This window comes from Micrococcus sp. MS-ASIII-49 (assembly GCF_000946635.1).
In the GTDB taxonomy this organism is placed as follows: Bacteria; Actinomycetota; Actinomycetes; order Actinomycetales; family Micrococcaceae; genus Micrococcus; species Micrococcus luteus.
This window is the reverse complement of the sequence record NZ_JXSP01000060.1, coordinates 65,571-82,396: the sequence shown is the minus strand read 5'-3', so window position 1 is coordinate 82,396 and position 16,826 is coordinate 65,571. Positions and strand designations below refer to the sequence as shown.

Below are 16,826 nucleotides of genomic sequence, written 5' to 3'. Positions count from 1 at the left end.
TGGGTCTTTTCGGGCAGGTGGGTGGTGTAGGAACTTCCATCCTGCGGGGCGGGGCCCACTCGTCTCATCTCAGCCCGGTACCCATGTCAAGAACCTCATGACCCACAACACCTAGCCAGGCGCCCCCGGACCGACGCGCGGACGGGCCGGGCCGACGTCGTCGTCCGGACCTGGCACAGTGGTGGGGTCCGCACAGCCGCCCCGCATCCCAGGAGTCGCCCGATGACCGCCATGAACGTGTTCGGTGTGGTGTACCCGTTCGTCCTGCTCGTGATCGCGGCCGCCGTGTGGCTCGGGATCCGCTCCAGCGGGCGGGAGCGCACGCACGCCTCCGCTCTGGAGCAGCGCCTGCGGGAGCACACCTTCACGGGGCAGGACCGCGTGACGCTGGAATGGCCGCGGGACCGGCGACGCCCGAGCCTGGCGAAGGTCGTCTCGATCGGCGAGTCGTACGGGTACCGCCTGCTGGACAAGCGGGAGCGCGAGCACGTGGTGGAGCTCGAGTTCGAACGGATCCTCGACGACGAGGGGTTCTGACCCCAGCCGGGGGCCGTGAGGTGGGACGGACCGGCTGTAAGCCGGGTTCTGTGCCTCGCGCGCGTTGCCCCGCGCGAGGTGACGGCCATCCATCTGGGCCCGCCATCGCTGACGGGCTCGAGCGGCCAACCCGGACGCTGGGGCGAGCAGCCCTCGTGACGCGTCCTGTTCGGCCTTGCACCGGATGGGGTTTACCGAGCCGGCCCCGTCACCGGGGCCGCTGGTGGTCTCTTACACCACCCTTTCACCCTTACCGCCGCGCACACGGCGCGGAGGCGGTCTTCTCTCTGTGGCACTGGCCCGCGGGTCGCCCCGGGTGGATGTTGTCCACCATCCTGCTCTGCGGTGCCCGGACTTTCCTCGCACCCCCGCAGGGGCACGCGGCCGTCCGCCGATCCGTCCCGACCCACCAGTCTACGCCCCGCCGAGACCGCGGGGCCGCTCCGGACGTGTCCTCACCTAGAATGGAGGCGCCCGCCGACAACGAGGTCGGGGGATGGGGCCTGCCCAGGACGGCCCCGCCAGGTTTCAAGGAAGGACTCCCGTGGCAGACACCGCCTCGACCCAGACCCCTGAGTGGAACACGCAGCAGAAGCTCGCGGAGAAGATGGTCCCCCTGCTGGGCACCCTGTACCGCGAGCACAACGTGGTCACCTCGATCTACGGGCGCTCCCTCGTGAACCGCGGCGTGATCGACATCATCAAGGCCCACCGCTACGCCCGCCGCGTGCAGGAGGCCCCGCTGAGCGTCGAGTCCACCTACCCCCTGGTCGAGGCCATGGCTGCGATGGACCTGGGCGCCGCCACCATCGACCTGGCCGAGCTGGCCGCCAAGCAGAAGGCCTCGGGGCAGGACGTCCAGGCCTTCCTGGACGCCGAGCTCGCCGAGGTCAAGGGCAAGGCCGGTGAGGGCCTGGGCGAGACCCAGGACGTCGTGCTCTACGGCTTCGGTCGCATCGGCCGCCTGCTGGCCCGCATCCTCCTCGACCACGCCGGCGGTGGCTCCAAGCTGCGCCTGCGTGCCGTCGTCGTGCGCAAGAACTCGGAGGACGACCTGATCAAGCGCGCCTCCCTGCTGCGCCGCGACTCGATCCACGGCCCGTTCGACGGGACGATCGTGGTGGACGAGGACCGCGACGTGATCACCGCCAACGGCACCGAGATCCAGGTCATCTACTCAAACGATCCGACCACGGTGGACTACACCTCCTACGGCATCAAGGACGCGCTGGTCGTCGACAACACCGGTCGCTGGCGCGACGACGAGGGCCTGTCCCAGCACCTGCAGGCCAAGGGCGCCGCGAAGGTCCTGCTGACCGCCCCGGGCAAGGGCGAGATGAAGAACATCGTGTTCGGCGTGAACTCGGACGACATCACGCCCCAGGACACGATCGTCTCGGCGGCCTCCTGCACCACCAACGGCATCACCCCGGTGCTCAAGGTCATCCAGGACGACTACGGCATCGACCACGGCCACGTGGAGACCGTGCACGCCTACACCAATGACCAGAACCTCGTGGACAACTTCCACAAGGGCGCCCGTCGTGGCCGTGCCGCCGGCATGAACATGGTGCTCACCGAGACCGGTGCCGCCAAGGCCGTGGCCAAGGCCCTGCCCGAGCTCAAGGGCAAGCTCTCCGGCAACGCCATCCGCGTCCCCACCCCGGACGTGTCCATGGCCATCCTGAATCTCGAGCTGACCAAGCCCACCTCGGTGGAGGAGCTGAACGCCCGCCTGAAGCAGGAGTCCCTCACCGGCCCCCTGCGCGGCCAGGTCGGCTACGTGGACTCCCCGGAGGTCGTGTCCACCGACTTCGTCGGCTCGGACCGCGCCGGCGTCGTGGACGGCCTGGCGACCCTCGTGAACAACGACGGCAAGAACGCGATCCTCTACGTCTGGTACGACAACGAGTACGGCTACTCGCACCAGGTGATCCGCGTGGTGGAGAAGATGGCGGGCCAGCAGGTCCCCGCCTTCCCGCAGGCCTGACCCGCCGATGACCGATGGCCCGTCCCCGCGGAGGGGACGGGCCGTCGTCGTGTGCCGACCGGGTCGGACGTGGAGCCGAGGCTCAGGCCTCGTCGTCCCCGTGGTCGCCGTCGGGGCCGTGCTCGTGGTCTTCGTGGTCGTCGGCGTCGTGGCCGAAGGGGTCCTCGTCCGTGCCGGGCAGCCACGTCACACCGGGCACGTTCAGACGCTCGGCCCGCTGCGCGCGCTTCCAGCGCCGCTGCCATTTGCCCTCGAGCCGGTTCACGTAGAGGGTGCCGTTGAGGTGGTCGTACTCGTGCTGCATGATGCGCGCGAACCAGCCCTCGGCCTCGAACTCGAACATCTCGCCGTCCACGCGCTGGCCGGACAGGCGCACGCGGGTCGGGCGCTGCAGGGGGAAGCCGAGCCCGGGCACCGAGAGGCAGCCCTCGGTGTGCTCGTCCGGGTGAGGCTCCTCCCGCGGCGCCTTGTCCAGGTGCGTCAGCACCGGGTTGATCACGTGGCCCACGTTCGGCGCGTCGCCGGAGTCCGGGAACGTCCACGTGAAGATCCGCAGCCCGACCCCGACCTGCGGGGCGGCCAGGCCCACGCCGTGCGCGGCGTCCTGCGTGACGTACATGTCCTCGATCAGCTCGCGGATCTCGTCGTCGATCACCTCCACCTCGGCCGCGCGCCGGTGCAGCACGGGCTCGCCGTAGACGGTGATGGGACGGATGGAGGCCATGGCACTGCGCTTCCCGGCCCGGGCTGCGGGCCTGCGTGGGTGGGGGGACGGGGGAGTCCCCAGCCTACCGCCGGGGACACCACGACGACGGCCGTCATTCCGCGGCGAGGGCCTCCAGCGCATCCGGGTCCAGCAGCGCCACCCGCGGGCCCGCCATGGCGATCAGCCCGTCGTCGGCGAGGCGGCGCAGCCCGCGGCTGAACGCCTCGGGGGTGGTGCCCAGCAGCGAGGCGACGTCCTTCTTCGGCGCGGCCAGCACCACGACGAGGTCGGCCTCGTCCCGGAGGGCCGGCAGGCCGAGCAGATGTCCGGCGATCCGTGCGGTGACAGGCTGATGCTCCCGGGCCAGCCGTTGTTCCGCCTCGGCCAGGCGGACGGCCAGCGTCCGCATCACGCGTCCCCCGATGCCCGGATGCTCGGCCAGGAGTCGGGCGACCTCGGCGTGGGAGAAGGTGCACAGGCGGGTCGCGGCCACGGCGCGCCCCCCATGCCGGGCCGGCTCGCCCGTGAGGAACTCGTGCTCGCCCACGGAGTCCCCCGGCTCGACCATCCGCACCACGCGTTCCCGGCCGGTCGCTGAGCCGAGCGTCAGCGCCAGGCGGCCGCTGTGCACGACGCACAGGCGGTCCGTGCGGTCACCGGCCAGGTGCAGGGCATCGCCGGCCTCGAGCACGAGCGGCCGCGCCAGGGCGGAGACCCGGCGCAGCTGCTCCAGATCCAGCCCGGTGAACAGCGGGACCCGGGCCGCGCACGGCTCTGGTTCATCCACGGGGATGAGGGGCAGGTCGATACGCACGCCATCAGCCTCCCACACGGCGGCTTGACCGCGGTCAAGGCGTACCCGCCGTCCCCTTCGTAGCGTCAGTGACATCCCCGGAGGACGGGGATCGGACCGGGCGCCCGCCCCGTCTGCTCAGCCTCACCGGCGGCCGCGCCGGTGACGACCGACTGGAGTGACCATGACCCCCACCACGCACACCCTGCTCCGCGCCGAGGGCTTCAGCTGCCCCTCGTGCGTCCGGAAGATCGAGAAGGCCCTCGACGCCCTGCCCGGCGTGACCGGCGCGCAGGTCCACTTCGAGACCCAGCGCATCGAGGTCGACCACGACCCGCAGACCACCACTGCCCAGGACCTCGTCGAGGCCGTCGCCAAGGTCGGCTACACCGCCCGGCCGTCGGCCTTCTGACCCCGCCCTCCCCCGACGAACGGAGTCCGCCATGTCCACCCCCGCCGTCACACGTCCGGGCCGCCCTCGTGCCCGGTTCACGTTGTCCCGCCGCTGGCGGCGCCCCGTGGTGGCCGGCCTGCTGATCGCCGTCTCGCTCGTGCTGGCGCCCGAGCAGCTGGCCCACGGGACCGGACACCTCGTGGCGGCGGGCCTGATGCTCGCCGCCGCCGTCGTGGCCGGCCTGCCGATCGCGCGCGACGCGATCGCCGCCCTGCGGGTGAAGACCGTCGGCATCGACCTGCTCGTCGCCACCGCCGCGATCGGCGCGTCACTGCTCGGCAATTTCTGGGAGGCCGCCGCCGTGACCTTCCTCTTCGCCCTCGGCCACGCCCTCGAGGACGCGACCCTGTCTCAGACTCGCTCGGCGCTCGCGGACCTCGTCTCCACGGCGCCCGAGACCGCCGTCGTCGTGGACGCAGACGGGACCCAGCGCACCGTGCCTGCCCACGAGGTGGCCCCCGGCGCGACCGTCCTCGTCAAGGCCGGCGCTCGGGTGCCGGTGGACGGCGTGGTGCTCACCGGGGTCGGCGCCGTGGACGAGGCATCCATCACGGGCGAGTCCATCCCGGCGGAGAAGACCGACGGTGACGCCATGTACGCGGGCACCGTCGCCACGGCCGGCCTGCTGCAGGTGCAGGCCCGGGGCGTCGGCGCCGACACCACGCTGGCGCGCATCATCCACCGCGTCGAGGCGGCGCAGGAGGCCCGTGCGCGGACCCAGCAGTTCATGGACCGCTTCTCCCGCTGGTACACCCCGGCGATCATGGTGCTGGCCTTCGCGACAGGCCTGATCACGCGGGACGTCCCCCTGGCCCTGACCCTGCTGGTCATCGGCTGCCCGGGCGCCCTCGTGATCTCCATCCCGGTCGCGATCGTGGCAGGGATCGGCCGCGGCGCCAAGGACGGCGTGCTCATCAAGGGAGGGGAGTTCCTTGAGCGCTCCGCGAAGGTCGACGCCGTCGCCGTCGACAAGACCGGCACCCTCACGTCGGGCACCCCCGAGCTGACAGACGTCGTCGCGTTCGAGCCCGGGGCCGAGGACGAGGTGCTGCGCTGGGCCGCACGGCTCGAGGCGGCCTCGGACCACCCGCTGGCCGCGCCGGTCGTCGCGGCGGGCCGGGACCGCGGCCTGCTGGACGGCCCGCTGGCCACGGATGTGGACGTCGTCCTCGGCCGCGGGCTCACCGGAGAGGTGGACGGCCGCGTCGTCGCCGTGGGCAACGTGGCGATGCTGCGCGAGCGCGGCGTGGATCCGGCCGCGACCGACCGGGTCGAGACCGTCGCGGCCGAGCTCGCGGAGGCGGGCCGGACCCCGGCGGCGGTCGTCGTCGACGGCATCCCGCTCGGCGTCCTCGCCATCGCAGACACCCTCCGGCCCGAGGCCGCGGGCATGATCCGGGCGCTGCACGGGATCGGCGTCCGCGAGGTCGTGATGCTGACCGGCGACCAGCCCGGCGTCGCGCAGGCCGTGGCCCGGCAGGTGGGCGTCGACCACGTGCGGGCGGGCCTGCTGCCCCAGGACAAGCTCGAGGCGATCGAGGCCCTGCAGGCCGAGGGCCGCGTCGTCGCGATGGTCGGTGACGGTGTCAACGACGCCCCGGCCTTGGCGACGGCGGACATCGGCGTGGCCATGGGCGCGGCCGGCTCCGGCGTGGCCATCGAGACCGCGGACATCGCCCTGATGGGCGACCGGCTCGAGCGGCTGCCGCAGGCGCTCGATCTGGCCCGGCGCACGGTGCGGGTGATGCGGCAGAACATCGCGATCTCCCTCGTCACCGTCGCGGCCCTGCTGGCCGGCGTCTTCACCGGCGGCGTCACGATGGCCGTCGGCATGCTCGTGCACGAGGCGTCCGTGCTGCTGGTCATCGTGAACGCGATGCGCCTGCTGCGGCGCCGCGATTAGCCCAGGTCCACGACCTCGAATTCGAGCAGGTCGGCGCCCGTGGCGACCGGCGCCGGGCGGCCGCCCTGCTCGGCGGCGTGAGCGGCGGGCATGCGCCCGTCCCGCCAGCGCCGGAAGTCCTCCTCCGACGCCCACGTCGTGACCACGAAGTAGCGGTCCTCGCCCGCGGTGGGCCGGAGCAGCTGGAAGCCCTCGAATCCCGGCTCCTGGTCCACCGCGTGCTTGCGGGCGGCGAACCGCTTCTCGAGCTCCGGGCCGGCGCCCTCGGGGACGCTGATGGCGTTGATCTTCACGACGGACACGGGGAGGCCTCCTCGTCGGCGGGGGTGCGGCGTCGGGTCGACGCCCTCACCGGCCGACTCTACGCCCGGCTGCGGACCGGGAGTCCGTCGATCGGTTGAGGCCCGGCGGCGTCGTCCCTGCGAAGTTGGAGCCGTGGGACCGGCCGCCGTGGGACCTCGGGCGGTCCCGCTCGCCATCATCGGCGACCTGCACTTGGACCTCACTGACGCGCAGTGGGTGAACAGCCTCTATGCCGTGCTGCTGGCCGCCCTGTTGCTCTCCACCGGCAACCTCGCGGACCGATGGGGTCGCAAGCGGCTCTTCCTCACCGGGTCCGCGCTGATCGCCCCGTATCCGCGCCGCCCTGCGGCACAACACCCCCTTTGTTGCTACCGTTTCGGTGTCCACTTCCACGCAACAGCGGGTGTCCGAGGTCGGTTGCTCCCTTTGGCATCGCACCGCAGATTGGTCGCCATGAACGACATGCACTCGCTGGGCCGACTGATCGCCTCAGCCCAGGAGCGGAACGGCTGGTCCCTCCGCGACCTCGCCGCCCGCGCCGACCGCGCAGGGTACGACATGAGCCACACCAGCTTCGCGCGGCTCAAGTCCACCCCGGTCACCTCGATCAAGGGCGAGAACATCACGATGCTCGCGCTCGTGCTGAAGGTTCCCGTGGCCCACGTGGCCACCGCAGCGCTGGAGTCCATGGGGGTGGAGCTCGACTCGGCTCTTCACCCGTCGGTCCTCGACGACGTTCAGGAATCCCCTGACCTATCGACGTATGACCAGGAGCTGCTCACCGCAGTCCTCCAGGTCATGCTCGACCGACGTAGGACGTACCACCATGATGAGCATGTCCACGCAGACCAGCACCAGGACCGCGAGCGCGGCACGGCCGAGCGCGGGGCAGCGCGCTGCGGTGACGCTGGCGCTGAACAGAAGACCGCCGCGGCCGGCGCGCCGGCCGACTTCGATCTGGCAGCACACGCCGACCTCGAGCCGGCCCGCGACCGGCAGGCCCGGGAGTGGGGCGACGTCGGGGAAGAGAACCTGGACATGGGCGGGGAGGGCGCGTGAGTGGATTCGACGTGCTCCCGCTTACCGGGGAGGGGCGGGCTCTGTATGAGAAGGAACGCGGCCATCGGCCCGAGGTTGCGCGTGTGCTCATCACGGTAAAGGCGGCGCCGCAGCCGTCCGAGAAGTACGGGGACACGGTTTGCGTCGCTGGCATCCGCATGCGCGAGGGCTCAGGACCGGAGTGGATCCGGCTCTACCCCATCCCCTTCCGGTCGATGGCAGAGCTCGAACGCTTCAAGAAGTACGACGTCGTGGACGTCCGGGTTACCCCTGCGGCGGATGATTACCGCTCCGAGAGCTATCGGCCCGACCGTGGGTCTCTGGTTGTCGTCGACCATCTTCCCCCGTGGAAGCCGCGGCACGAGTACGTGCGCCCCCTTACCGACCAGTGGACCATGTGCCGGATCCTCGCCACGGCTCGCGCCAAGCAGGCTTACCCCAGTCTCGCGGTGGTGCGTCCCCGGCGCGTAGATGATCTCGTTGTCACGCCCCACCCGGGATGGACAGCGGACCAGCAGCGGAAGATCGACCGAGCCGCGAACCAACTCGATCTTTTCGACGATAGGGCGGGGCAGCCAACCCCCCTCCAAGCCCCGCGCTTCACCGCCCACTATCACTACGTGTGTGACGAGCCGGGTTGCGCCGGGCACAAGCAGAGCCTCATCGACTGGGAGGCCGCGGAGCTGGTGCGACGCTGGCACGCGAACGACTCAGATGCGGTCGCCGCCGCGGCGTTGAGGACCCGATTCTTCGACGAGATGGCGGACTCGGCGCGCGGGCCGCTCTTTTTCGTAGGCAATCAGCACCAGGCGCCGCGCGGATTCACCGTTCTGGGCGTCTATCGGTCCCTCGGTTAGACGGACGTCACCAGTTGGCGCGCTGTGAGCTTTCGCACACGCTCTAGGACTACCTGACGGTGGCAGCACCGCTCGGACGCCTCGAAGCACAGCAGGACGACGCGTTCCGTACGTGCCATCTCCGCTACGTCGCGCACCGCCTCTGCAGCAGCGGCTCCGTGCAACATCTCCTCGAATCGAACCAGTGCGTCGCCGTGGGCGGGAGTCCCTGGCTCCCAGAAGCCGCCTCGGTTGTCCTTGGGATTTCCGAGCTCCGGGCGGTGCTCGTAGCGGATCCCAGCGTCCGCGAGCGCGGCGCGCAGAGCGGTCTTGGAGAAGCCCTTCTTGCGGGATATGGCGTTGAGGCGGACGTCAACGACCACGTCGGCGTGCCAGGCGTACAGGTCGCCGATGTACTCGTCGATCGTGCGCCCCTCGTAGCCATGGCCCATGATCCACACCTGTTCACGCATGCTTGCCATAGTCGCACACGGCAGGCGGGTGCTTTGTCGGGCGGTGACCTAACGTGCCCGCCGCCACGTTGACCATGTCGGCATGTTCCACCCCTGGAGGGCGCTGCGCGCTGACGCACGTCGTCATGGTCTGGGCCTGCCCGCACCCGACGGCGCCGGCCGCGACCGATGGTGCGACGATAATCTGGCTCGACCCACGCATGAGGCAGGCCGAGCGGCGGTGCGCGCTCACCCACGCGCTCGTGCGCCTCGAGCACGGCCACCGCGCTTGCCAGCCTCCGACCATCGAGTAAGCGGTGCGCGCAGCCGCGGCCCGGCAGCTCATCACGCTCGAGCAGCTCGCCGACGCCCTGCCCTGGTCCATGAGCCTGGACGAGCTCGCCGACGAACTGTGGGGGACCCTGCTCGTGCTCACCGACCAACTCGCCGGACTCACCCGGACCGAGCGCGAGCACCTCGCCGCCCAGATCCCCGAGCACCGCGAGACCGTCTAGCCTGCCCGTCCCCGGACGTACCGTCCCGACATGACCACCACCACCCAGGCGCCCGCGAGCGCGGGCCACCTGTCCGTGCGTGACCACATGGTGCTGCAGCTGTGGGGGCCGCGGTGGCGGCACGAGGCCGCGTGTGACCGGGCAGCTGAGCATCTGCTCGGGCTGCGGGGAACGGCGCTGACGATGCGCGTGGCGGTGCTGGCCGAGGACCCGGTGGCCATCGCCACCTACCCGGTGATCACGCGGCGAGCCCGGGAGGCTCGGCAGACCCGCGAGCGCGCGATGCGGGCGCCGGTGGCCTCCGAAGGTTGATCTACGCTGTGAGCACTCTCACCTAACGAAGGGGCCGTCCATGTCCTCCATCCGCAGCCGCGCGGCCGCCCTGTGCGTCGCACTCGGCCTCGCGCTCACGGGATGCGGAGCTGATGTTCCCACCACCCCCGGCCCCACGACCAGTGCAGCGGCCACCTCGGCCAGCCCTGCCCCATCCACCTCGCGCGCCGCGGAAGCCGCTGAGCCCACGCGTTCGCTGGGCCCCGTGTCAGTCTCTGCACTCCTGCAGTGGGTGCCCGACGACCCGAGCGTGACGCGGTCGATCAGGGTCCGCGCGAGCATTGCAGTCAACGGCGAGCTCGCCACCATGACCACGCCGCCGAATGATCGGATCCCGTCCAACCATGCCGGGCCTGGCCAGTGGCTGATCCTGGACGTGCCGCAGGTAAAGCTGGGAGACCGGGTGCAGGTGGCGGCGTATGCCGACGATGCTCTAGGCGAGGGCCGGGTGGCCTGCAGCCTGACCGTGCTGAACGCGCGCACACCCCTGGACCGAGAGACCAGCGAGGCCGGCGACCTGCCCTCGGTGGAGTGCGACGCCGTCGTCACGGGACCGTGACCGCGACGGCCGCTTAACGTGACCGCCCCCCTCGGGGAGCGTGGACCTCGCGAAGGGAAGCGCAAGAGAGGCCCCGGCCAGTAGTCAGCTGGACGGGGCCTCTCGCTGTGCTAGGGGGTGAGGCGCCGGGGGCGGGCCGCCAGCCGATCGCGTCCACCGCGGCGCGCTCGGCCGCGGCCCGCGAGCGCGCGGTGGGCTGGGTCATCTGCCAGCGGATCCAGTCCTGGACGGCGGGCCGGTCGATCGCGGTGACGGGCAGCTGCCCGAGGCGGGGGAGGAAGGTGCGGGCGGCCTCGCGGCGGTAGCCGGCCAGGGTGCCCTCGCTGCAGCGCACGGCGCGGGCCTCGACGTAGCGGTCCAGGCATTGCGCGAGCGTGGGCACGTCCTCGGCGCCGTCGGCGTGGGCCTCGAGCAGGCGGCGGGCGACGTCCGGGCCCTGGGCGGGGTCCTCGATGATCGCCTTGATGCGGCGCGCCCCCGTCTCGGAGAGCATGGCAGGCATCTGCCGGAAGCGTCCGCCCTCGTAGTAACCCACCCGGAAGGTGGTCACGCCCTTCTTCGACGTGCGCGTGCTGATGGTTGCCATGACTCGCTCTCCTCGATCCCGTCGCTCACGCGGAGGCCGATCCGGCCCCGCGGGGTGCCGAACACAACCATGGACGCAACCACGGACACGCTTAGGGAACGAGAAAGCCCCCGGAATCTGCATGATTCCGGGGGCTTCGAGTAGGGTGAGCGACGGGGATTGAACCCGCGACCTTCTGGACCACAACCAGACGCTCTGCCGACTGAGCTACGCCCACCATGCCTGCTTCACACGGACGGATCCGCGCGGCGCAGCGGGGTCCACAGTACACGAGATCCCGCGCAGCGCCGAATCGGGGCGGCGGGGCCGGGAGTGCCTGCTCAGGCCTGCGCCCCGGACACCACCTCCGCGATGGCGCGGGCCTCCTCCGTGGTGGGGCCGGGGGCGGGGGCCATGACGGCGGCCCGGTAGTAGCGCAGCTCGGTGATGGAGTCCTTGATGTCCCCGAGGGCGCGGTGGCCGCCGGTCTTGGCGGGGGCCTGGTAGTAGGCGCGCGGGTACCAGCGCCGGGCCAGCTCCTTCACGGTGGACACGTCCACGATCCGGTAGTGCAGGTGGTCGACGACGGCGGGCATGTAGCGGGCGAGGAACAGCTTGTCCTGGCCCACCGTGTTGCCGGCCAGCAGGCCCTTGCCGGCGGGCACGCGGGCGGCGATGTACTCGAGGACGCGCGCGGCGGCGTCGTCGAGCTCGAGGCCCTCCGCGAGCTCCGGCAGGAGGCCCGAGGTGGTGTGCATGTCCCGGACGAACGGGTCCATCTGCTCGAGGGCGGCCGCGGAGGGACGGATCACCAGGTCGATGCCCTCGTCCAGGATGTTCAGCTCGGCGTCCGTGATGAGCACCGCCACCTCGACGAGCTCGTCGACCTGGGGGTGCAGGCCGGTCATCTCGCAGTCGATCCAGACCAGGGGGGCGCTCTCCGGCGCGGGGGTGCTCGTCTCGCTCATGCCCCCAGGCTACTCGCGTGTCACGATGGTAGATTCGAGCGAGCCGCGCCCTCGCGCGCCCACGCAGGACCGCACGGAAGGACCCGTCGCATGAGCGTGTCGACCCCGCGTCCGTCCGGGTCCACGGCCCACCGGCCGGAGTACGTCGGCGTCGGCGGCCTCCGCGCGGACCCCCAGGTCGCCGGCGCGGACTGGTGGCCCATCCTGGTGGGGACCCTCGGCTCCCTCCTCCTGGTGGTGGGCTCGTACTCCGTCGGCTGGCTGGCCTCGGCCTCCCCGATCAACCGCTGGCAGTGGCTGATCCCGTGGCGCACCCAGGAGACCGGCGTGCTGGCCGGCACGGTGCTCCTCACCCTCGGCTGCTGGGTGATGTTCTGGGCCTGGCTGCGGCTGGGCCAGACGATCCGCCCCTTCGGCCGCGGCGCTTTGCGCACGGTCAACCTCGCCACCGTCCTGTGGTGCCTGCCCCAGGTCGTGGCACTGCCGATCTTCAGCCGGGACATCTTCGCCTACGTGGGGCAGGGCCGTCTCATGGTGGCGGGGCAGGACCCCTACGTGGACACGATCTCCTCGCTGTCCAACTGGTTCCAGCTCGGAGCGGACGCGACCTGGGCGGACTCCGAGACCCCGTACGGTCCGATCTTCCTGTGGATCGAGCAGGCCGTCGTCGCGATCTCGGGGGACATGAACCCGGACCTGGCGATCTTCCTGTTCCGCCTGGTGGCGGTGGCCGGCGTCGCGCTGATCATGGTCTTCGTGCCGCTGCTCGCCCGCCGGCTGGGCGTCAACGGTGCGTGGGCGCAGTGGATCAGCGCCGCCAACCCGCTCTTCACCATCAGCTTCGTCGCGTCCGGGCACAACGACGCCCTCATGGTCGGCCTCGCCCTGGCCGGCACGTGGTGCGCGCTGCGCGCCGGACATCCGCTCCGACCCCAGCGACCCGGGCAGTCCGTCGCGTGGGGGGTGGCCGGCGTCGTGCTGGTCACCCTGTCCCTGGGCATCAAGCCCATCACCCTCGTGCTGCTCCCGTTCATCGGCCTGCTGTGGGCCGGCCCGACGGCCCGATGGCCGCGCCGGTTCGCCTTCTGGGCCCTCACCGCCGGGATCTCCTTCGGCCTCATGGCCCTGGTGGGCGTGCTCAACGGCTTCGGCTTCGGCTGGGTGGCCGTGATGGTCGGCACGGGCACGGGCACCGTGCCGTGGGGGCCGATCGGCATGCTGTCCCTCATCACGGTGGGGGCGAGCGAGCTCCTCGGGCAGGGGGCGGACGTGCAGGCCGTCGAGGGGGTGTACAAGACCGCCGGACGCGTGCTCTCGGTGCTCATCGTGCTGGCCCTGATGTTCCTCGGCCGCCAGGACCGCGTGATGACGCGCATGACCTGGGCGTTCACCGCGCTGGTGATCCTCTCGCCCATCATCCAGCCCTGGTACCTGTTGTGGCTGCTCCCGTTCTTCGCCGTGATCGGCATCCGGGACAACTGGCAGATCAAGTGGGTCGTGTTCACGGTCGGCTACTTCCTGGCGTTCGGCGCGTCGGACCAGCTCTTCACCTGGCAGTTCCTGGACATCGCGGACCAGGTCAAGGCCGTGTCCCTGATCGTCTCCGCCGTGTGTCTGCTGTGGATCCTCGTCGTGGACCGCCGCACCAGCCGGTTCGTGAAGGACCACTGGCACGTGCGCCCCGCCGTGCGCGCCGGCCTGGCCCGGCTCCGTGGCGCCCCTCGACCCGTGGAGCCGGGGGAGTGAGGCCCGCCGCCCCCGCGACGACCGGCGCCCGAGGGCCCCGTCCGAGCCGCGTGGCGGCGCAGCCCGAGCCGGAGGCGGCCGTCCGCCGGGGCACGTGGGCGTCCGTGCTCATCACGGTGGGCTCCTGGGGCGTGGGGTGGCTGCCGATGACGCCCGACTCGGTGTTCTCCGGCACCACCCTGCTCAACCCGCTGCGGGTCTACCTTCCCGGCGTGCTGCTCAGCACCGTGCTGCTGGCCGCCGGCTCGCTGCTCCTCGTCCGATCCTGGCTCGAGCTGGGCCGCGCGCTGCGGGGCCGCTGGGAGGAGCACGGCCGGCTGGTGGCCCACGCCGCCTGGTGGTGGTCCGCCCCGCTGATGCTCGCGCTGCCGATCTTCTCCCGCGATGTGTTCTCCTACCTCCAGCAGGGCCGGCTCCTCGCGTCGGGTCTCGACCCGTACTCCCAGGGCGTGTCCGCCCTGCCCGGCTGGTTCATGCAGGGGGCGGACTCCATCTGGGCCGAGTCCCCGTCCCCCTACGGGCCGCTGTTCCTGCTGTTCGCCGAGACGACGTGGCGGGCCACGGGCGGCAGCATCGAACTGTCCGTCACGGCGTTCCGCCTCCTCGCCCTGGCGGGCCTGGCACTGTGCCTGTGGGCGGTGCCGCGGCTGGCCGCCGTCGCGGGCCGGTGCGGGCCGTGGGCCACGTGGGTGGCCGTGGCGAACCCGTTGTTCCTGCTCTACATGATCGCCGGCGCGCACAATGACGCGCTGATGTCGGGGCTGATGCTCGCGGGCATCCTGCTCATGGTCCGCCCGCCCCGCCGCCGCGTGCATGCGCTGTGGGGGATCGTGCTGATCGCCCTGTCCGTCGCGATCAAGCCCCTGACAGCTTTGGTGCTGCCCTTCGTGGCCCTGCTCCTGCCCACCGGCTGGGCCCGGTTCCGCGCGGCCGATCCGCGCCTGCGCCGGCGGGACCGGCTCGGCCCGTGGTTCACGACGGCGGTGATCTCCCTGGCCGTCCTCACGATCCTCGGCGCCGGCTCCGGCCTCTGGTTCGGCTGGGTGCCGGCCATGCTCACGAGCGGGGACGCGGCGTTCCCGTACGCTCCCGTGGGCCTGCTCGGCCTGCTGCTCGGCGCGGTCGTCGAAGCCGTGACGCCCCTGGGGGCGCGCGACGTGGCCGCGGCCTTCTACACCGTGATGACGGTGGCGGCCCTCGGCTTCACGGCGTGGCTGGCCCTGCGCCGCCGGCCCCTGGACCCGGTGTTCAGCGCGGCGGCCGTGCTCGTGGTGGCCGTCGCCACCGCCCCGATCATCCAGCCGTGGTACCTGCTCTGGGTCCTGCCGCTGCTGGCGTGCGCCCTCCGCCCGCTGCCGTGGGGCGCCGACCATCCCCGCTGGCTCGGGTGGGTCACCGCGCTCGCGGTGCTGCTGCTCACCGGCGTCGGCGTGGTGGACCAGCTCTCCGTGGCGCAGTGGCTGCCCGTCCTGGCCGTCCGCGTGTTCACCCTCGTCCTGATGCTCGCGGGGATCGGATGGATCATCCACCGCGATCCCGTCACCGCGCCCCTGTTCCCCGGGCGGCGGCGTCCTCCCCTGGAGGTGGTCGAGCCGCGGGCCACGGCGGCGTCGCCGACGCCTCCGGAGGCGGGCGTGCCGCCGGACGCACCGCCTGACGGGCCGCCGTCGACCGCCGCGCACCCCGCCTCCTCGTCCACCCGCATCCCCCAGGAGAGACCGTGACCTCCCACCCCCGCAGTCCCGCCCCGACCCGCCCGAGCGCCCGCTGGGTCGGCCTGCTCGTCGGCCTGACCGTGGTGGCCGCCGCCGTCGGCGTGCTGACCAAGCAGTGGTGCCGCGTGAACGGCTGGGCGGCCCCCGGCGTGCACGCGCACATGTGCTATTCGGACTTCGCCCAGCTGTTCCCCACGCGTGGCCTCTCCGACGGCCACTTCCCCTTCTACACGCCGCTGCCACCCGAGCAGTGGATGGAGTACCCGGCGTTGCTGGCCGTGGTCGCGGGCGTGACCATGTGGTTCGTGCCCGCCTCCGGCGACCTGCACGAGCGCACCGTGACCTACTTCGACGTCAACGCGATCGGCGTGGTGCTCTGCTGGATCGTGCTGGTCGTCGCGACCGCGTACACCGCCCGCGGTCGCTCCCGGGACGCCCTCCTCGTGGCCCTGGCCCCGGGGATCATCCTCACCTCGATGCTCAACTGGGACCTGTGGGCCGTGATGCTGGCCGCCCTGGCCCTGTGGGCGTGGACGGCGGGCCGTCCGACCCTCGCCGGCATGCTCATCGGACTCGGCACCGCCACGAAGCTGTACCCGCTGTTCTTCTTCGGCGCGATCTTCGTGCTGGCGCTGCGCACGGGCCGCTGGGCCGGGTTCGTGAAGGCGGCCGTGGCCGGGGCGGCGGCCTGGCTCGCCGTGAACCTCCCGTTCATGCTGACGGCGTTCGACCAGTGGTCCCGCTTCTACACGTTCTCGGGGGACCGCGCGGTCTCCTTCTCCTCGACCTGGCTGGCGCTGGCCTGGACGGGATGGTCCGGGGAGACGTTCACGACGCTCCAGAACGGCCTGTTCCTGGTGTGCTGCGTGGGGATCGCCTACCTCGCCCTCGCGGCGCGGCACCGTCCGCGCATGGCCCAGCTGTGCTTCCTGATCGTGGCGTCCTTCATCCTGTGGGGGAAGGTGTACTCGCCGCAGTTCGTGATGTGGCTGATCCCGCTCGTGGTCCTCGCGACGCCGCGGTGGCGCGCGTTCTGGATCTGGCAGGCCGTGGAGGTCTACCACTGGGGCGGGGTGTGGATGGAGTCGGCCCGCATCACCTCGGACGGGGCGTTCGCCGGCGGCGCCTGGTGGATCACCGCCTGGTACGCCTCGGGGATCGTGGCGCACATCGTCGCCCTCGTGTGGCTCATGACCACGGTGGTCAAGGACGTCCTGGACCCCGCCCGTGACCCGGTGCGCCGCACCGCCCTCGACCAGGGCGCCCCCGAGATCGCCCCGGGGGTGGCGGAGGACCCACACGCCGGCGTCTTCACCGGTGCACCTGACCGACTGCTCCTGCCCCCGGCCGGACGCGGCCTGCAGCCGCTCGGCGGGTCCGCGGACCGCTGAC

The 16,826-nt window shown here is 71.8% G+C and carries 18 protein-coding genes, 1 tRNA gene and 1 other RNA gene; 12 read left to right on the top strand and 8 right to left on the bottom strand.

The window, feature by feature from the left end; all coding sequences use genetic code 11:
* Positions 1-222: 222 nt before the first annotated feature.
* A complete protein-coding gene (locus SJ20_RS04780; protein WP_012750836.1) occupies positions 223-537 on the top strand; it encodes a hypothetical protein in 315 nt (104 codons plus the stop codon).
* Positions 538-558: 21 nt separating this feature from the next.
* On the opposite strand, the gene rnpB is transcribed toward SJ20_RS04780, so the two are convergent.
* Positions 559-937, bottom strand: an RNA gene (rnpB, locus tag SJ20_RS11575) — RNase P RNA component class A.
* Positions 938-1,081: 144 nt separating this feature from the next.
* On the opposite strand from rnpB, the gene SJ20_RS04775 reads away from it, so the two are divergent.
* A complete protein-coding gene (locus SJ20_RS04775; RefSeq protein WP_044659108.1) occupies positions 1,082-2,527 on the top strand; it encodes a glyceraldehyde-3-phosphate dehydrogenase in 1,446 nt (481 codons plus the stop codon).
* Positions 2,528-2,609: 82 nt separating this feature from the next.
* Here the strand turns inward: SJ20_RS04775 and def are convergent, their stop codons facing one another.
* On the bottom strand, positions 2,610-3,251 hold the full coding sequence (gene def / locus SJ20_RS04770; protein WP_044659107.1) for a peptide deformylase: 642 nt from the start codon (positions 3,249-3,251) through the stop codon (positions 2,610-2,612).
* 94 nt (positions 3,252-3,345) lie between these two features.
* Entirely contained in the window at positions 3,346-4,047 is a 702-nt protein-coding gene (locus SJ20_RS04765) for a Crp/Fnr family transcriptional regulator (RefSeq protein ID WP_235281258.1), read from the bottom strand.
* 163 nt (positions 4,048-4,210) lie between these two features.
* On the opposite strand from SJ20_RS04765, the gene SJ20_RS04760 reads away from it, so the two are divergent.
* Both SJ20_RS04760 and SJ20_RS04755 read left to right on the top strand, forming a co-directional pair.
* On the top strand, positions 4,211-4,438 hold the full coding sequence (locus SJ20_RS04760) for a heavy-metal-associated domain-containing protein (RefSeq protein WP_036381311.1): 228 nt from the start codon (positions 4,211-4,213) through the stop codon (positions 4,436-4,438).
* 31 nt (positions 4,439-4,469) lie between these two features.
* The gene (locus SJ20_RS04755) at positions 4,470-6,383 is read left to right on the top strand and encodes a cation-translocating P-type ATPase (RefSeq protein WP_044659106.1); all 1,914 of its coding nucleotides are present in this window, start codon (positions 4,470-4,472) and stop codon (positions 6,381-6,383) included.
* Here the strand turns inward: SJ20_RS04755 and SJ20_RS04750 are convergent.
* Positions 6,380-6,685 carry an antibiotic biosynthesis monooxygenase gene (locus SJ20_RS04750; RefSeq protein WP_044659105.1) on the bottom strand — a complete coding sequence of 102 codons (306 nt, stop codon included), beginning with the start codon at positions 6,683-6,685 and terminating at the stop codon, positions 6,380-6,382. The genes SJ20_RS04755 and SJ20_RS04750 overlap by 4 nt on opposite strands.
* 148 nt (positions 6,686-6,833) lie before the next feature.
* Here SJ20_RS04750 and SJ20_RS12340 point away from each other — a divergent pair, with 148 nt between their 5' ends.
* Complete coding sequence (locus SJ20_RS12340; RefSeq protein WP_260490898.1) at positions 6,834-7,745, top strand: hypothetical protein; 912 nt, start codon at positions 6,834-6,836, stop codon at positions 7,743-7,745.
* Positions 7,742-8,602, top strand: coding sequence for a hypothetical protein (locus tag SJ20_RS04740; protein ID WP_082067583.1), 861 nt, complete (start codon positions 7,742-7,744; stop codon positions 8,600-8,602). Before SJ20_RS12340 ends, SJ20_RS04740 begins: the two co-directional genes overlap by 4 nt.
* Here the strand turns inward: SJ20_RS04740 and SJ20_RS04735 are convergent.
* Positions 8,599-9,054: a DUF488 family protein gene (locus SJ20_RS04735; protein WP_044659104.1), complete on the bottom strand. Its 456-nt coding sequence runs from the start codon at positions 9,052-9,054 to the stop codon at positions 8,599-8,601. The genes SJ20_RS04740 and SJ20_RS04735 overlap by 4 nt on opposite strands.
* Before the next feature lie 296 nt (positions 9,055-9,350).
* Here SJ20_RS04735 and SJ20_RS12145 point away from each other — a divergent pair, with 296 nt between their 5' ends.
* Genes SJ20_RS12145 through SJ20_RS04720 form a run of 3 tightly spaced genes read left to right on the top strand, consistent with a single transcriptional unit; the run spans position 9,351 to position 10,440 of the window.
* Entirely contained in the window at positions 9,351-9,548 is a 198-nt protein-coding gene (locus SJ20_RS12145) for a hypothetical protein (RefSeq protein WP_235281257.1), read from the top strand.
* Between the two features lie 30 nt (positions 9,549-9,578).
* Entirely contained in the window at positions 9,579-9,860 is a 282-nt protein-coding gene (locus SJ20_RS04725; protein WP_044659103.1) for a DUF3263 domain-containing protein, read from the top strand.
* A 40-nt stretch (positions 9,861-9,900) separates the two neighbouring features.
* Positions 9,901-10,440: a hypothetical protein gene (locus SJ20_RS04720; RefSeq protein ID WP_044659102.1), complete on the top strand. Its 540-nt coding sequence runs from the start codon at positions 9,901-9,903 to the stop codon at positions 10,438-10,440.
* A gap of 13 nt (positions 10,441-10,453) precedes the next feature.
* On the opposite strand, the gene SJ20_RS04715 is transcribed toward SJ20_RS04720, so the two are convergent.
* The 3 genes from SJ20_RS04715 to orn all read right to left on the bottom strand — a co-directional run bounded on the left by SJ20_RS04715 (position 10,454) and on the right by orn (position 11,973).
* Complete coding sequence (locus tag SJ20_RS04715; RefSeq protein ID WP_052833431.1) at positions 10,454-11,026, bottom strand: hypothetical protein; 573 nt, start codon at positions 11,024-11,026, stop codon at positions 10,454-10,456.
* A 144-nt stretch (positions 11,027-11,170) separates the two neighbouring features.
* Positions 11,171-11,243, bottom strand: a tRNA-His gene (locus SJ20_RS04710).
* Between the two features lie 103 nt (positions 11,244-11,346).
* A complete protein-coding gene (orn, locus tag SJ20_RS04705; protein ID WP_002857127.1) occupies positions 11,347-11,973 on the bottom strand; it encodes an oligoribonuclease in 627 nt (208 codons plus the stop codon).
* Positions 11,974-12,063: 90 nt separating this feature from the next.
* Here orn and mptB (SJ20_RS04700) point away from each other — a divergent pair, with 90 nt between their 5' ends.
* Genes mptB (SJ20_RS04700) through SJ20_RS04690 form a run of 3 tightly spaced genes read left to right on the top strand, consistent with a single transcriptional unit; the run spans position 12,064 to position 16,825 of the window.
* A complete protein-coding gene (gene mptB / locus SJ20_RS04700) occupies positions 12,064-13,719 on the top strand; it encodes a polyprenol phosphomannose-dependent alpha 1,6 mannosyltransferase MptB (RefSeq protein WP_036316838.1) in 1,656 nt (551 codons plus the stop codon).
* Positions 13,720-13,769: 50 nt separating this feature from the next.
* Positions 13,770-15,443 carry a polyprenol phosphomannose-dependent alpha 1,6 mannosyltransferase MptB gene (gene mptB, locus SJ20_RS04695; RefSeq protein ID WP_235281256.1) on the top strand — a complete coding sequence of 558 codons (1,674 nt, stop codon included), beginning with the start codon at positions 13,770-13,772 and terminating at the stop codon, positions 15,441-15,443.
* The gene (locus SJ20_RS04690; RefSeq protein WP_044659100.1) at positions 15,440-16,825 is read left to right on the top strand and encodes a glycosyltransferase family 87 protein; all 1,386 of its coding nucleotides are present in this window, start codon (positions 15,440-15,442) and stop codon (positions 16,823-16,825) included. The genes mptB (SJ20_RS04695) and SJ20_RS04690 overlap by 4 nt, the downstream gene beginning before the upstream one ends.
* Position 16,826: the final 1 nt, after the last annotated feature.

What these genes read in the sequence shown, in the direction of transcription:
- SJ20_RS04780 (WP_012750836.1), top strand. Translation starts at nt 223, where the DNA reads ATGACCGCCATGAACGTGTTCGGTGTGGTGTACCCGTTCGTCCTGCTC.
- def (WP_044659107.1), bottom strand. Translation starts at nt 3,251, where the DNA reads ATGGCCTCCATCCGTCCCATCACCGTCTACGGCGAGCCCGTGCTGCAC.
- SJ20_RS04760 (WP_036381311.1), top strand. Translation starts at nt 4,211, where the DNA reads ATGACCCCCACCACGCACACCCTGCTCCGCGCCGAGGGCTTCAGCTGC.
- SJ20_RS04755 (WP_044659106.1), top strand. Translation starts at nt 4,470, where the DNA reads ATGTCCACCCCCGCCGTCACACGTCCGGGCCGCCCTCGTGCCCGGTTC.
- SJ20_RS04735 (WP_044659104.1), bottom strand. Translation starts at nt 9,054, where the DNA reads ATGCGTGAACAGGTGTGGATCATGGGCCATGGCTACGAGGGGCGCACG.
- SJ20_RS04725 (WP_044659103.1), top strand. Translation starts at nt 9,579, where the DNA reads ATGACCACCACCACCCAGGCGCCCGCGAGCGCGGGCCACCTGTCCGTG.
- SJ20_RS04720 (WP_044659102.1), top strand. Translation starts at nt 9,901, where the DNA reads ATGTCCTCCATCCGCAGCCGCGCGGCCGCCCTGTGCGTCGCACTCGGC.
- SJ20_RS04715 (WP_052833431.1), bottom strand. Translation starts at nt 11,026, where the DNA reads ATGGCAACCATCAGCACGCGCACGTCGAAGAAGGGCGTGACCACCTTC.
- orn (WP_002857127.1), bottom strand. Translation starts at nt 11,973, where the DNA reads ATGAGCGAGACGAGCACCCCCGCGCCGGAGAGCGCCCCCCTGGTCTGG.
- mptB (WP_036316838.1), top strand. Translation starts at nt 12,064, where the DNA reads ATGAGCGTGTCGACCCCGCGTCCGTCCGGGTCCACGGCCCACCGGCCG.